The organism is Cyanobium sp. Morenito 9A2 (assembly GCF_024345575.1).
Classification (GTDB): Bacteria; Cyanobacteriota; Cyanobacteriia; order PCC-6307; family Cyanobiaceae; genus ATX-6F1.
Genome location: NZ_JAGQBJ010000003.1, coordinates 163565 through 177555 on the forward strand (window position 1 = coordinate 163565; position 13991 = coordinate 177555).

At 66.7% G+C, this 13991-nt stretch carries 17 protein-coding genes; 9 read left to right on the plus strand and 8 right to left on the minus strand.

Annotated elements, in window-relative coordinates; genetic code table 11:
* The 5 genes from KBY88_RS05975 (at window position 1) to KBY88_RS05995 (ending at window position 5977) form a co-directional block, all read left to right on the plus strand.
* Window positions 1–1773, plus strand: a complete 1773-nt coding sequence (locus KBY88_RS05975; protein WP_254939000.1) for an ArnT family glycosyltransferase — start codon at window positions 1–3, stop codon at window positions 1771–1773.
* Window positions 1770–2465 carry a phosphatase PAP2 family protein gene (locus KBY88_RS05980; protein WP_254939001.1) on the plus strand — a complete coding sequence of 232 codons (696 nt, stop codon included), beginning with the start codon at window positions 1770–1772 and terminating at the stop codon, window positions 2463–2465. Before KBY88_RS05975 ends, KBY88_RS05980 begins: the two co-directional genes overlap by 4 nt.
* Window positions 2462–2869 (plus strand): DUF1824 family protein, encoded by a 408-nt coding sequence (locus tag KBY88_RS05985; protein ID WP_315858108.1) that lies wholly within the window; start codon window positions 2462–2464, stop codon window positions 2867–2869. The genes KBY88_RS05980 and KBY88_RS05985 overlap by 4 nt, the downstream gene beginning before the upstream one ends.
* A 71-nt stretch (window positions 2870–2940) precedes the next feature.
* Window positions 2941–3894, plus strand: coding sequence for a hydroxymethylbilane synthase (gene hemC / locus KBY88_RS05990; RefSeq protein ID WP_254939002.1), 954 nt, complete (start codon window positions 2941–2943; stop codon window positions 3892–3894).
* Between the two features lie 166 nt (window positions 3895–4060).
* Window positions 4061–5977, plus strand: a complete 1917-nt coding sequence (locus KBY88_RS05995) for a chloride channel protein (protein WP_396102695.1) — start codon at window positions 4061–4063, stop codon at window positions 5975–5977.
* Here the strand turns inward: KBY88_RS05995 and KBY88_RS06000 are convergent.
* The 4 genes from KBY88_RS06000 to KBY88_RS06015 all read right to left on the minus strand — a co-directional run bounded on the left by KBY88_RS06000 (window position 5953) and on the right by KBY88_RS06015 (window position 9126).
* Window positions 5953–6192 (minus strand): DUF8633 family putative protein, encoded by a 240-nt coding sequence (locus KBY88_RS06000; protein WP_254939004.1) that lies wholly within the window; start codon window positions 6190–6192, stop codon window positions 5953–5955. The two genes, KBY88_RS05995 and KBY88_RS06000, sit on opposite strands and share 25 nt — an antisense overlap.
* Window positions 6193–6277: 85 nt before the next feature.
* Window positions 6278–6667 (minus strand): L,D-transpeptidase, encoded by a 390-nt coding sequence (locus KBY88_RS06005; RefSeq protein ID WP_254939005.1) that lies wholly within the window; start codon window positions 6665–6667, stop codon window positions 6278–6280.
* Between the two features lie 254 nt (window positions 6668–6921).
* Window positions 6922–7512 (minus strand): inorganic diphosphatase, encoded by a 591-nt coding sequence (locus tag KBY88_RS06010; protein WP_254939006.1) that lies wholly within the window; start codon window positions 7510–7512, stop codon window positions 6922–6924.
* A 51-nt stretch (window positions 7513–7563) separates the two neighbouring features.
* Window positions 7564–9126 (minus strand): carboxypeptidase M32, encoded by a 1563-nt coding sequence (locus KBY88_RS06015; RefSeq protein ID WP_254939007.1) that lies wholly within the window; start codon window positions 9124–9126, stop codon window positions 7564–7566.
* Between KBY88_RS06015 and KBY88_RS06020 the strand changes: the two genes are divergently transcribed.
* On the plus strand, window positions 9125–9526 hold the full coding sequence (locus tag KBY88_RS06020; RefSeq protein ID WP_254939008.1) for a hypothetical protein: 402 nt from the start codon (window positions 9125–9127) through the stop codon (window positions 9524–9526). The genes KBY88_RS06015 and KBY88_RS06020 overlap by 2 nt on opposite strands.
* Here KBY88_RS06020 and KBY88_RS06025 read toward each other — a convergent pair.
* Complete coding sequence (locus KBY88_RS06025) at window positions 9516–9926, minus strand: OsmC family protein (RefSeq protein WP_254939009.1); 411 nt, start codon at window positions 9924–9926, stop codon at window positions 9516–9518. The two genes, KBY88_RS06020 and KBY88_RS06025, sit on opposite strands and share 11 nt — an antisense overlap.
* 53 nt (window positions 9927–9979) lie before the next feature.
* Between KBY88_RS06025 and KBY88_RS06030 the strand changes: the two genes are divergently transcribed.
* Complete coding sequence (locus KBY88_RS06030) at window positions 9980–10426, plus strand: DUF2721 domain-containing protein (RefSeq protein ID WP_254939010.1); 447 nt, start codon at window positions 9980–9982, stop codon at window positions 10424–10426.
* A 13-nt stretch (window positions 10427–10439) separates the two neighbouring features.
* Here KBY88_RS06030 and KBY88_RS06035 read toward each other — a convergent pair whose 3' ends face one another.
* Window positions 10440–11186, minus strand: a complete 747-nt coding sequence (locus KBY88_RS06035) for a type 1 glutamine amidotransferase (protein ID WP_254939011.1) — start codon at window positions 11184–11186, stop codon at window positions 10440–10442.
* Window positions 11187–11202: 16 nt separating this feature from the next.
* Window positions 11203–11442, minus strand: coding sequence for a hypothetical protein (locus KBY88_RS06040; protein WP_254939012.1), 240 nt, complete (start codon window positions 11440–11442; stop codon window positions 11203–11205).
* 444 nt (window positions 11443–11886) lie between these two features.
* Between KBY88_RS06040 and KBY88_RS06045 the strand changes: the two genes are divergently transcribed.
* Window positions 11887–12192 (plus strand): hypothetical protein, encoded by a 306-nt coding sequence (locus tag KBY88_RS06045; RefSeq protein ID WP_254939013.1) that lies wholly within the window; start codon window positions 11887–11889, stop codon window positions 12190–12192.
* A gap of 12 nt (window positions 12193–12204) precedes the next feature.
* Window positions 12205–12507: a 4a-hydroxytetrahydrobiopterin dehydratase gene (locus KBY88_RS06050; protein ID WP_254939014.1), complete on the plus strand. Its 303-nt coding sequence runs from the start codon at window positions 12205–12207 to the stop codon at window positions 12505–12507.
* Here the strand turns inward: KBY88_RS06050 and KBY88_RS16165 are convergent.
* Window positions 12473–13987 carry a bifunctional aminoglycoside phosphotransferase/ATP-binding protein gene (locus KBY88_RS16165; RefSeq protein ID WP_254939015.1) on the minus strand — a complete coding sequence of 505 codons (1515 nt, stop codon included), beginning with the start codon at window positions 13985–13987 and terminating at the stop codon, window positions 12473–12475. The genes KBY88_RS06050 and KBY88_RS16165 overlap by 35 nt on opposite strands.
* Between the last annotated feature and the right edge of the window lie 4 nt (window positions 13988–13991).

The following is a 13991-nucleotide window of genomic DNA, read 5'->3' on the forward strand; positions in this document are numbered from 1 at the left end:
ATGACCCCCATTCCGCAGGCACCCTCGGCCCGCCTGGCCTTGCTCTCTGCCGTCGGTCTGTTGTTGCTTTGCTGGGCGGCTTTCTTCAACCAGCTGGGCACGCTCAGCCTGATGGACAAGACCGAGGCCCTCTTTGTGGAGGTGGGCAGGGAGATGGTTCAGCGCAACGACTGGATAACGCCCCATTGGAACGGCGAACCGTTCTTTGACTATCCCGTTTGGGGCTATTGGATGGTGGCCCTGAGCTTTCGTGTCTTCGGTGTCAGCGCCTGGGCGGCGCGGCTGCCCGTGGCCCTGATGGCCAGCGCAGTGGTGGTGGCGGGGTTTGCTTTGCTTTGGCTGCTCTCTGAGGGAGAAGGGACGACGAACCGTTGGAGGCGCAGCTGGTTGGGAGCGGCTCTCCTGGCGCTCAACCCAGGCTGGGTGGGCTGGGGGAGAACTTCAGTCACCGACATGTTTCTCTCCAGCGCCATCACCTTGTCGCTGTTCGGATTCTTTTTGGCCTACAGCCAGGAGGGGCGGCCTGGCCTGCGCCGTTGGGGCTACGTCGCCATGCCTCTGTTCTGCGGCATCGCTGTACTGGCCAAGGGGCCCGTGGGCCTGGTGCTGCCTGGGGCTGTGATCGTCGTATTCCTCCTCTGCCAGGGCCAGCTGGCTTCGGTGCTGCGCCAGATGCCGATGCTGCCGATGGCGCTCGGTTTCCTGGCGGTCGCCAGCCCCTGGTACCTCCTGGCGGCTCGGGTGAACGGTGCCGATTTCCTTGGGGCCTTTTTCGGGTTCAGCAACCTGCAGCGGTACACCTCGGTGCTCTACGGCCATGCCGGCCCCTGGTACTTCTATCTGCCGTGGTGCCTGATCCTGCTCTTGCCATGGTCGTTGTTCCTGCCCCTGGCCGCCGTGGGTCTGCGCTACTGGCGGCTCGACCACTGGCGTCAGCAATCCCGTTCCGCGCAGTTCGCTCCCTTTGCTCTGATCTGGTTCGTGGTTGTGCTGCTGTTCTTCTCAGCGGCGAGTACCAAGTTGGCGGGTTACATTCTCCCGCTCGTTCCGGCCGGCGCCCTGCTGGTGGCCCTGTTCTGGCAGCCGCTGCAAGCTGCACAACCTCATGCTGCGCTGACGCTGCCCATGGTCGATCGCTGGGAGCGGTTCTGTGGCTGGTTGAACGTGTTGCTGTTGGCGGCCATGGCGGTCGCGGCGGCGATCGCACCGCGCTGGGCGGCTTCCGATCCGGCCTATCCAGGCTTTGCCATGGCTCTCTCCGGTTCCGGGCTGCCGCTGATTCTTTCAGCTGTGCTGGCGGCCGCCGCTCTGGCCCTGGTCCTGCTGCTGGTCCGCCCTGGCCCAGCGCAACGCCTCTGGCTTCCAGATCTGGCGGGCTTCGTCGGGGTGTTGTTGCTGGTGGTTCCTGGACTGACCCAGCTGATGGAGCGTGAACGGCAACAGCCCGTGCGTGAGGTAGCCGCCCTGGCCGGCCAGCTCATCCGTCCCGGCGAACAGCTCCTGGTGGTGGGCTACAAGCGCTACAGCGTGGTGTTCTACAGCGGCCATCCGGTGCGGTTCTTCGACAGCGCTGAAGGTGCCGAAGAGCAGCTGCGAGAGGAGATCAACCAGGGGGAACCCACGCCGAGATCGGTGCTCGTGGTTGGCGAGGATCGCAAGCTCCGGGAATTCTCCCTGCCGCCACAGCGGATCGAACGGCTGGCCAGCCGCGGCAGCCACGGTCTCTGGCGTTTCCGATTCGACCCCCAGCAGGCCGGAGGTTCATGGCCATGAAGCTTCCGACATTCCCCCAGCTGGTCGGTGAGTTCAGGGACTGGATGCGCATGTTCGGTCTCTGGCGTCTTCTGGCCTGTTTGGTGGCCCTGGCGCTGCTGCTGGTGATTGAGCTGACGGTGGTGCCGCTGGAGCATCCTCCCCTCGACAGTGCTCTGCTCAGCTGGCTTGGTCTGGTGATCCCCGATGGCATGGGCCGGGTGCTGATTCGGGTCTACAAGGTGAGTGGCATTCAGTTCACCGGGGTGCTGGTGATGGCCTCCCTGATCTATCTGGCCTGGAAGCGTTGGTGGAATGAACTGCGCTGGCTGGCCGTGGGCACGGCGGGCATCCTGTTGATTGTTGATCGCTGGCTCAAGCCCCACTTTGACCGCCAACGCCCTGACGAGAAGTTGGTTGAGGTGTTCGGCCGCAGTTTCCCCAGCGGACATGCCGCAGGGGCTGTGGTGTTCTATTTCCTCATGTGTTCAATCCTTGTGGCCCGCTATCCCCAGTTGCGGCGCCCGCTCTACCTGGGCTCGGCCCTCTGGGTCGCCCTGATCTGGCTGAGCACGCTCTATTGCCGGGTGCACTGGCCCAGCGACATCGTCGGTGGAGCTTGCGTCGGCTTCATCTGGTTGAGCATCTGTGCGATCAGTCTTCGCTTCTGCGCGACCCGGCAAACTGGCCCATCCCCGGAGGGATCCCCTTGAGCACCCCCGCCTCGCTGCCTTCGCTCCAGATGCTTTGCGGCCTGCGCAGCGCCCCCACCCTGGACGCAGAGGCGCGTGAGCTCCTTCGCACAGAACTTGATCCACGGCTGGCCGCCTGCGAGTGGTTCACCATCGGCGTGATGGCCGCCGATTCCGCCGCCGCCCTGGCTGCCCTCCGCCAACTGGAGTCGGCCCTTGGTTGGCAGCCTCTGCAGGTTGATCCAAGCGAAGCGGGCGAGCCCCGCTCCGGTGGTGTGTTCCTCAAGGGGAACCAGACCTCCGGCCGCGTGCGCCTGCGCCAGGAGTCGGGGCTGGGCGTTGGTCTGTTGATCACAGGCCACAGCAGCGTGAATCCCGATGCCGAGGACACCTGGGGCCCTTTCCCGCTGGATTTCTTTGCCTGAAAGCTGGTCCCGCCAGTGCCTAGGCTGGGCGGCTGTGTCGGGCAGTTTCTGCCGGGTTGAGGGTTGATTTGATGGCTGGCTCCCTGTTGCGCATCGCCTCCCGCCGCAGTCAGTTGGCGATGGTCCAGACCCATTGGGTGCGCGATGAGCTGGCCAGGTCCCATGGGGGCCTGGAAATCAGCATCGAGGCGATGGCCACCCAGGGGGACAAGATCCTTGATGTGGCCCTGGCCAAGATCGGCGACAAGGGGCTCTTCACCAAGGAACTGGAGGCGCAGATGCTGCTGGATCGCGCCGATATCGCCGTCCATAGCCTCAAGGATCTGCCCACGAATCTGCCCGAGGGACTCATCCTCGGCTGCATCACGGAGCGGGAGGATCCCGCTGACGCCCTGGTGGTGCACGTGAAGCACACCGATCAAACCCTGGCCACCCTCCCCGCCGGAGCGGTCGTGGGCACCAGTTCCCTACGCCGCCTGGCGCAGCTGCGTCACCACTATCCCCAGCTCAGCTTCAAGGATGTGCGCGGCAATGTGATCACCCGCTTGGAGAAGCTCGATGCGGGCGAGTACGACTGCCTGATCCTGGCGGCGGCGGGCCTGGGGCGGCTCGGCCTTGGCGACCGGATCCATGAGCTGATCGATCCTTCCGTGTCATTGCATGCGGTGGGTCAGGGGGCCCTGGGCATCGAGTGCCGTGCAGGCGATGCCACGGTGCTTGCGTGCATCAAGGTGCTCGAGCATCGGCCCACGGCCCTGCGCTGCCTGGCGGAACGCGCCTTCCTGCGCGAACTGGAGGGGGGCTGTCAGGTGCCGATCGGAGTGAACACCCGCTTCGATGGGGAGGAACTGGTGCTCACAGGCATGGTGGCCAGTCTCGATGGCCTGCGCCTGATCCGTGATGAGGCGCGCGGTCACCAGGATGATCCTGAGGCCATCGGCATCGCCCTGGCCCGCACCCTCAAGAGCCAGGGAGCGGGAGAGATTCTGGAGGAGATCTTTGCCACCGTCCGACCCGTGGCCTGAGGCCGCCTTCCCTCTGCCTAAGGCGGTCCCCGAGGCGGGTCCAGAGCCCTCAGCGGCTTTCGTGCCCGAAGCCGAGGTCATCGCGGAGATCGAAGCAGCTGACGACAATTCTGCTGCTTCGCTGCAGGAGGGCGAGGCGTTTCAGCTGCCGTTCCAGTGGAGCCTGCTGGCCTGGGCTGCCCTGGTGGGGGTGCTCACAGGAGCCGCCGTGGTGGGCTTCCACGAGTTGCTGGGCTTCATCAATAACTTCCTCTTCGGCCCTGTGGTGGACCTGCTGCTGGGCTTCGCGGGCCACCCCGAGCCTCCGCCCTCACCCCTGGTGGAGATCCAGGTGCCCCTGGACAACGGCACCCCCCTGAAGGCCCTGCTGCAGCTGGGCCTGGGTGGTCTTGGTTTTCTTCCTCCACCTCCCCCCCCTCCGGAGCCACTGCCCCTGCCGCCGCTTGGGCCGCTCGATTGGCTCGCGACCTGGCCGGTGGTCGTCGTTCCCATGATCGGCGGGTTGGCGGTGGGGCTGCTGCGCCAGGTGAGCGGCAACCTGGGACCGAGCCTGCCGAGCCTGATGGCGATGGCCGATGGGGCGGTGAAGGCGGCGCCGCGGCTGCCGCTGCTGCGGCTCGTGGCCGCGTCCTTGAGCCTGGGGAGCGGAGCTTCCCTGGGGCCGGAGGGTCCGAGCGTGGAGAGCGGCGGCAATCTGGGGCTATGGGTGGGCCTGAAGGGAGCCCTCTCACCCCAATCCCAGAAGGCCCTGGTGGCGGCGGGTGTGGCAGCGGGTCTGGCGGCGGGCTTCAAGGCACCGATCGCTGGCGTGTTTTTCGCCTTTGAAGGCTCCTACAGCTCCATCCCAGGGCGTCCCAGTCTCCGGGCTGTGCTGGTGGCGGCGATCGCCAGCACCTTGGTCACCCAATTGGCCCTGGGCGATGATCCGATCTTCCGGCTGCCTGCCTACGAGGTGCGCTCGCTGCTGGAGCTTCCCCTCTACCTGGGTCTGGGGGTGGTGGCCAGTTTGGTCTCCTGGGCCCTGATGGGCCTGCTGGCAGCTGGCCGCAGTGAGAAGGTCCAGCGCCTGCTCAGCCGCCTGCCCAGTTGGTTGCTCACCACCCTCGGGGGCCTGGGGGTCGGGCTGATGGCCCTTGGCTTTCCCCAGGTGCTAGGGGTGGGCTACGACACGATTGAGGCACTGCTCGGCAACCAGGGAGGCATTGCCCTCACCACGCTTTTGGCCTTGCTGGCGGTGAAGCTGTTGGCCACTGGCTTGAGCAACGCCACGGGGTTCGTGGGAGGTGGTTTCGCCCCGTCGTTGTTTCTAGGGGCGGTGCTGGGGAACTGTTACGGCCAGATCCTCGGCGACAGTGGCCTGCATTGGCCCGTGGCCGAACCGCCGGCCTACGCCATGGTCGGCATGGCGGCGGTGCTGGCGGGCAGTGCCCGGGCTCCACTCACCGCTTTGCTGCTGCTGTTCGAGCTCACGCGAGACATCCGGATTGTGTTGCCGCTGATGGCGGCCGCTGGCCTGAGCGCGCTGCTGGTGGAGCGTTGGCAGGGTCTGGCGGATCCAGGCTTGCTCGGCCCCGATCCGATGGAGGAGGCACGACGCCAGCGGCTCAGAGCCGTGCCGGTGGAGGAGGCCTTTGATCCGGAGGCTCCCCTGGTGCTCGCCTTTGACACAACGGTCCAGGAGGCCCTCGCTCAACTGGTGGCGGCCCACGGCCATTGCCTGATCGTGGAACGGGAGGGCCTGGTGATCGGGCTCGTGACGCTGAGCGATCTGCAGCGGGGGCTCAGCACCGGTGACCCGAGCCTCAAGTTGGAGGCGTGCCGGCGCTCCGATCTGGTCTGGCTGCCCCAGACAGCCAACCTGGCCGAGCTTGAGGATCAGCTGCTACCGGAAGATCTTCGCCAGGTTCCTGTCTTTGGCCTTGAGAACGGCCACAAGGGAACCCAGTTGCCCCACGGCTTACCCAATCTTGGTCTGCCCCTGACAGCCCTGAAGGGATTGGCAAACCGCGATGGCATGGCCCAGGCATTGGCACGGCAGGAGATCAGCCGGGCTGGCCTTCAGGTACGCCCCCTGCCGAATTGATCAAGCAACAGATTGGCCACGGGATCGACGGCGCTGAGCAATTCCAGCAGCCTGTCGCGATCCACGCTTGAAAGCTCCCCATCCTGTCCCCATTTGAGGCTCGTGCTCACGACCATGTCGGAGGGCGTGTGACGGCTGTCTTGATTCATGGGCACCATCCAGCCTGAAACGTGTGTTGGACCATCAAAAAAAGGGTCGATGAAGACCCCTTGCATGTGGTTCAGACTATCGAGCGGGAAGGGGCTTGATCCGTGTTTCGAGACATTCCTGGGCCCAAATCCAACGAATTGCAGATTTGCTTCAGGGTTTGATCACCACCGGCGTGCCGATCTCCACCTGATCGAACAGCACTCGCACGTGCTCATTCTTCATCCGCACGCATCCATGGCTGACCGCGGCTCTGGCATCAACCCACCAGGGCCAGGGGGTGCCGTGAATGCCGTAATCGTTTTTTCCCAGGGAATGGAAACCGATCCAGCGGTCGCCGAGGGGTCCGGAGGCACCCGTGGTGTGGTTGATCTTGCCGCTCACCGTGCTCTGGTACTTGGGGTTGATCACCTTGGTCTGAACCTTGTAGTGGCCCTTGGGGGTTGGGGTTGCCGGGGCGCCGATCACCACCGGCCAACTGCGGACGACCTTGCCGTTGTCCTGGAGGCTGATCTCCCGGCGCCCCAGAGAAAGCACGATCACCTTGGTGCTCGTGACGGCTGCTACAGGCGGCGAGGCCACCGGCGCAGGGGCCCGGGGGGCGCTTCCCGCGGCCGGGAGGGCTGGTGGTGGTTGGACGGAGCTTGCGGTAGGCGAGGTGGCGGGCTCGGCCGCCTGTAGGGAGGGAGCCATGAAGGTCCCCAGGGCGGCGGCCAGGCCGGCGGAGGCACCGAGTCCAAGAACCCGTGATTGCGTCCAACGCCATGGGCGGTGGGGGGTAGGGGGGGGGAGAGGAGTCATCCGTTCACCAGCTGGGGTTCGATCTGCTCGAGGTAGCGCGTTTCGCATTCTTTGATGATTTTGACAGCTTCCTCAGGCCCAAAGAAGCCGTTCACGCGGCAGGTGCCGGGCTTTTTGAGATCTTTGTAGTGCTCCCAGTAGTAGGTGGTTTCCTTGAGCCAGTGCTCGCCGAGTTGTTCGTAGCTCGTGATGTGATCGACGCGCTTGTCATCGGCCAGCACCGCGATCACCTTGTCGTCCACTTCACCGCCATCATCGAATTTCATGATGCCGATGATCCGCGCCTCCACGAGGCTCCCCGGCACCAGCGGCTCGGTGACGTTGACGATTTCGATGTCCAGGGGATCGCCGTCCTCGTCCCAGGTGCGGGGGAGGCAGCCATAGGCGAAGGGGTAGGCCAGGGAGGAGAAACCCACCCGATCGAGCTTGAGCTGGCCGGTTTCCGTGATCAGTTCGTACTTGTTGATCGTGTTGGAGTTGAGCTCCACGATCGCGTTCAAGCGCCCTGAGGCTTCATCGGCAAAGGCCGGCAGCACATGCAGGAGATTGAGCTGAAAGCGGCTGGGGGGATGGTCGATATTGGCCATGGAAAAACGCGTTGGGCGCCGGCCGGCATCCTACGGAGCGCGATGGCACACTCAGGTGGCTTCCAACCGATTCAGCTTGTCTTCCAGATAACTCAGGAAAGGCACGGCGCTCAGCGGTGCTCCGCTCACGCGTTCCACCAGTTCGGCCCCATCCACGCTGCGGCCCAGGGGATGCACGTGCTCCCGCAGCCAGACCAGCAACGCCTGATCATCGCCAGCGGCCAGCCGCCTCTCGATCGGCCCCCCATCGCGCTCCATCGCCTGGCTGAGCTGGGCAGAGATCAGATGCCCCAGCAGATAGGAGGGGAAATAGCCGAACAGCCCTTCGCTCCAATGCACATCTTGAAGGCAACCTTCGGCATCGTTGGCGGGAGTGAGCCCCAGCAGCTCACCCATCAGCCGGTTCCACTCGCCGGGCAGCGCCTCCACCGGCAGATCTCCCTCCAGCAGGGCCAATTCCAGCTCGTAGCGCAGAAGAATGTGCAGGCCGTAGCTGAGCTCGTCGGCCTCGACGCGGTTGAGGCCAGGGTTCAGCGGGTTCAAGGCGCGCCACAGGCCCGCGGCTGAACCCCAGGGGTCGGAGCCGAGGGCCGCCTTGAACCGCGGATGCCAGCGCCGGGCAAAGGCTTCGCTACGTGCGATCCGGCATTCCCAGAACAGCGACTGGCTTTCATGCACGCCCATGGAGGTGGCATCCCCCAGGGGCCAGGCGAACCATTGGTCGCTGCGGCGGGGCAAACCCTGCTCGTAGAGCGAGTGGCCCCATTCGTGGGCCGTCGCCAGAAAGGCGGAGTAGGGGGAACCGGGCACGATCCGGGTGGTGAGCCGGAAATCAGAAGGTCCCAGGGTGCAGGAGAAGGGATGGGGGGAGCGGGCCAGCACGGCGATGCGGCCATCGAAGCCCCAATCGTCCAGGAGGGTTTGGCAGAGCTCAAGTTGCAACGCCTCCGGCAGCTCCAGGGCGTCGGGTGCCTCGGCGCCCTCGCTGCGGCGCGCTTCCACCCGGGCCAGCAGCTCCGGCAGGCGTTGACGCAGGGGGGTGAACAGGGTTCCCAGCGTTTGCTGGCTGATCTCCGGCTCAAAGGGTTGGGCCAGCGTCTCCCAGCAGCTGCGGGGCTGGCCATCAGCTCCTGTTTCACCGACCGCCAATTGGCTGGCTTGCTCGCGGCGCAGGGCGATGAGCTCGTTGAGCGCCGGCGCGAACATGGCGAAATCGGAGCGGGTGCGCGCCTCCTGCCAGAGGCTGTACCCCCGCGACTGGGCCTGCACCAGATGGCCCACCAAGGCTGGGTCCTGGTTCCGTTGACGTCGCAGGTCCTGGCGCAACAGCTCCAGGTTGCGCGGCCAGCCTGGGTGGGGCTCGCCATCGCCCCCTGGACCGGCCGGGTGGGCGAGCGCCAGCTCCTGCGCGGCGGCTTCGATCAGATCGGCGTAGGCCTCGTTGCTCTGGCGGCCATGGAGCTGGCGGGCCAGCAGGGCCAGCTGCGCCCCCCGCCAGGCGGAGCCCTCCGCCGGCATCAGGGTGTTCTGGTCAAAGTAAAGCGTGCTGGCGATGCTCCCCAGCAACCGGGTGCCATGAAGATGGGAGCGGAGTTGATCGATGGCTTGGCCCATGGCGCTCAACCTGCCACAGACGATCCTTCGGCGGGGCTTCCTGCGAACACCAACCCTGGCCAGTGCGGCGATCCTTGCGGCCCTGGCTCTGGCGGCCTGTCCGGGGGGCGCCTCACCTCTGCAGCCGACGGCCCAGGAGCTTGGCGCTTTCGCGATGGCGCGGGCGCTGACCCTTTGCTATTCCACGCGGTTGGGCATGGGCTTGAACCGCTCCCGTAGCCTGGCCCGGGAGATCCTGAACAAGACAGGCTTTGATCCCGACGGGGCCTGGGTGGCGGTGGCAGCGTCAACCGAGAGCCTGGCCGATGACCTCTACAAGGGCCTGAGCCCCTCCTGTGAGATCAGTGAGGCCTACGTGCAGGGGGCCTCAAAGCGGGCAGCGGAGACCTTCAAGCCCTGAAATCCCAGTGCAACTCCATGGCGATGGCGCCCTCCAGGCTGCGCTTGACGGGGCAGCCTTCACCGGCCGCCCGCAGCCGCCGCTGGGCGTCGTGCTCCCATGCCCCCGGCACAGTGATCCACACCTTGAGGGTCTCGATCCGGCGCACTCCCGTGCTGGTCATGAGTTTCTCCACCCGGGCGCTGCTGCCGTCGAGGCTCCAGCCATGGCGATCGGCCGTGATGCCCATGATCGTGAGGATGCAGCTGGCCAGAGCCGTGGCCACCAGATCGGTGGGTGAGAAGCGCTCCCCCTGGCCCTGGTTGTCGCTGGGGGCGTCGGTTTCGAGGGCTGAACCCGAGGGTTCGTGCAGAGCATGGCAGCGCAGGTGGCCGTCGTAGCGGCAGTGGATCGTGGTCATGGGTGGCCTCGGCTTGCCCATAGGCTGACAGTTGGAGTTGAGCGAGCCCTGTGGTGGTCTTGACCGCACCGGATGCCCCCGTGATCGGCCTGGCCAAGGCGATCCACCTCTCGGTGGCGCCGGTGTTCCTGCTCACGGGCATTTCCGGCTTGCTCGGCGTGCTCAGCAACCGCCTGGCCCGGATCATCGACCGCGCCAACGTGCTTCAAGAAGCCGAGGAACTCAGCGATATCTCGGGTAGCCGCCGCCTGAGGCTGGAGTTGGGAGTGCAGAAACAACGCATTGGTCTGATCAACCGCGCGATCACCTGCTGCACGCTGACGGCGCTGCTGGTCTCGCTGGTGGTGGCGGTGGTGTTCATCAGTGCGGTGGCCTGGATCGATCTGGCGCCGATCGTGGTGCCCCTGTTCGTGGTGGCGATGCTGTCGTTGATGGGGGCGCTGTTGCTGTTGCTGCGGGAGGTGCAGCTGGCCACCAACCAGGTGCGCCGCCGCTTCTAGGGCACCGGTCGCCTCAGGCCAGGTCCGCCTCGATCCGATCGAAGATGTTGTGGATCAGGCGACGCCCGCTGCGGGCCACCGCTCCCCCCCAGCGCCGTTGCCCGTCTCGCACGCGGTCAGCACCACCTGAGCCCAGGGCTGCAAGCACGTAGTCGTGGTCTTCAACGAGCCAGCGCTCGAGCGCCTCGCCGCCCACCTCCACGTGGAACTGCAGGCCCCAGCCGTGCTGCCCCAGGCGAAAGAACTGCTCCGGGCAATGGAGGCTGGAGCCCAGGAGGGTGGCCCCCGGCGGCAACTGGATGCGGTCGCCGTGCCAATGAAGCACCAGCTCACTGGGGGCCAACCCCTCGAGGACGGGCTCTGCCTGGGCGTCCGCCATCCAGTGGATTGCCCCCCAGCCCAGTTCCCGCAGGGGTGAGGGCGGATCGCCGGCGCTGAGCGGCACCACACCACCGCCGGCCGCATGGGCGAGGAGCTGGGCCCCGAGGCAGATGCCGAGCACCGGCTGGCGGGCGGCCAGCCGGGTGGCGATCAGGTTCGATTCCCGTGCCAGCCAGGTGAAATCGGGGTCATCCAGGTCGCCCACCCCCATCGGTCCCCCTAGGACAACCAGCAGAGCGGGATCAGCGTGGGTCGTGCTTGGCAACGGTTCGCCCTGGTCGTGGCGAATCACGCTGGTGTCCCAGCCGCGGTCGGCGGCGCAGGCGGCGATCAGGCCGGGCCCTTCCCGATCAAGGTGTTGCAGGATCTCAAGCTTCATGGCCGCGGGCACTCGATCACTTGCGGCGGCAGTAGCCACCGCCCACGTTCATCCAACCAGCCAGGCAGGCCTTGCCATTGGTGGGCGCCACGGTGTAGCTGGCCAGGCCCAGGGTGGAGCACGTGCCGTTCAGGGTGTCCACGTAGCCCAGGGGGCAGATGTTGCCCAGCTTGGGAACCACCTTCTGGGCCATCGCCGGGGTGGAGCTCAGGGGGAGAGCCAGGGCGGCCAACAGGAGCAGGGTGGGGCGTGCCATGGCTGGGGAGAGGACGACAGCAAGATTAATCAAGCTCTGGGTCCTTGCCGTCAAGGTGGTCCGCAGCCTGGGGGCTGCGACTCCCCGTGAGCTGTGCCAGCGCCCTTCGCCTGCGGCCCCAGCCGTTTCGAGCGAGGGAGGATGCGCCATCGCTCCTTCCTGATGGTCGGCAGGGCCGGGGCGCTGATCAGCCGGCCGCCGGCTGAGGCCGGGTTCTGGCGCCGTGGCGATGACCGCCGCTGGGGGTGGCTGGCTGCATGGGTGGCTGCGGATCGGGGACTGGTTGGCCACGCCGTGGCCCCCAAGTCAGCGGTCGGGTCAGGTGAGCGGCCAGGACCCGGCCCCGTCGCCCCTGACCTGGGACGCGGTTCAGCGGCAGGGGGATCGGATGGTGGAGCGGATGGCGCGGGCGGCAAGGATTGGTGGGCTGTCAGGACAGGGACCATGGGCGAGGGCTTGGAACAGGAACTGGTGGCCCTGCGGGTTGAGATCATGGAGCTGCGCCAGGTGCTCGCAGCGCTCCTCAAGGTTTTGACAGCCGAGGGGGGTTCGCTTGCAACGGCTTCCCTCGCGGGTCAGCTCGGCCAGGCGTTGCCCACTGATGCCACCGCCACACTGCTGGCCCACCGCCGTGGCCAACGCCTCAATGAAGAAGTTCTGCGGCGCACCGTCGCCGGGATCGATCCGGAGGGGGACACGACCGTCGATCTGCTGATCGATCGTCTCCATGATCTGGTGGATCCCCTTTGAACCCAGCCGGCCATGGCCGCCCAACCCCTGAGCGCTGAAGCGATCGCCAACCTGCCCCAGACCCTGCCGCTCTGGAGCGTGGTGGAGGGCAAGCTGCACCGGGAATGGCGCTTCGCCTCGTTTGTTGAGGCGTTCGGCTTCATCAGCCGCGTGGCCCTGCTGGCGGAGTCGCTCCACCACCACCCGGAACTGTTCAACGTCTATGGGCGCGTGGTGATCGAGCTCACCACCCATGACACGGGCGGTCTCTCCAACCTCGATGTGGCCCTGGCCGAGCGGATCAATGCGCTCGAAGCGACGCCGGCCCAAAGCTGAGCGCCCCCCAGATCGCCAGCAGCAGCTGGGAGCTCTCCTCACCGGGGTGGTGCTCAAGGGCATGGGCCCGTTCTTCGCCCTCCAGCGGTTCGGCCCATGCCAGCTGCTGGCGGGCGATCGCCAGGTCCGCGTCACTGGGGTCGTCATTGCTGCGCTGGCGCCGCTCCAGCCGCGCCGCCATCTGCGCCTCGGGAATCTGCAGATCGAGGATCAGCCAGGGTGAGCCGCGCTCTTCGGCGGTCTGAACGGCCCGCTGCCGGCTGGCCTGGCGTAGGTGGGTGGCATCCAGCAGCACGGTGCGGCCTTGCTCCAGGCTGCGTCGGGCCGCCGCCAGCAACGCTGCCTCGGTGCGAATGTTCGCTTCGCTCGAATAGAGCTGATTGCGCACGGCTGCGCTGGGCCTTTGCAGCGGCGCAAAGCCGTGCTCCTGTTTGCGGATCACATCGCTGCGGTGGTGGTCCGCCAGCAGCCAGGGGGCCAGTTCCCTGCCCAGGTGACTCTTGCCTGAACCCGAGCGGCCCCGCAGCAGGATCAGGGCCGGCGGCCCCGGGTGGGCGTACGCCAGGGCCAGGCTGAGGTGCGCTCGAGCCGAGACCGCCGCCTGCTGCCGCTGCTGGGCCGGCAGCTCCGGTTCGCCGCTGGTCACCGCCGCCACCTTGGCGCGCACGTGGGCCCGGTAGGCAGCAAACAACGCCAGCACATCTGGATCGATCGGCCGGCCATACCCCTCCAGCAACGCGGGCACCAGATCACCATGGCCACGGGCCTGGAGCTCCATCACCAGGAAGGCCAGATCGGAGAGTCCATCCACCTGCCGCAGAGCCGGGTTGAACTCCACCCCATCGACGATCGACAGCCGTGATCGTTCTCCGTTCCCTGGGCTGTCCTCAAGCACCACATGCTCCAGGCGCAGATCGCCGTGGCCGTCCACCCCCCAGCCGGCGGCGATCCGCCGCACCAGCTCCCGCCGCTGCCCCCTCAAGCGCCGCGCCAGGGTCCGCTCCAGCAGCCTGTGCACCGAGGTGGGAAACAGCCCCGGGCAGAAGTTGGCCGTGGCGCGCAGATTGCCGTGCAGCACCCGGGCGAAGGCACGGGCCATGGGGCGGGGGGCCGCGTCGACCAGGGGATGCTCCCGATGGAAGCGCTCGATCCGCTCCCCCAGCCGTCGCAGGTCCACGGCTCCAGCCCGGCCGCTGGCGAGCCGGGCTTCAAGGGTGTCAGTGGCGGCGAAGCGGCGCATCACCACCACCGGCTCCCGGCAGGGGCCGAGCCGTGCCACCCGCAGGTAGAGGTCGCTGGCCAGACGGCGGTTGAGCCGCAACTCCTCCTGGCACCAGTGCAGGCGCCGCTCGGGCGTGGAGTAATCGAGCAGGCCCCAGAGCGCCAGGGGCTTCTTGCGCTTGAAGGCGTGCTGCGGGGTGAGGGTGACGACGCTGATGTGGGTCTGGATCACCTCCCGGGGCCTGGGCTGCGCCGTCACCGGC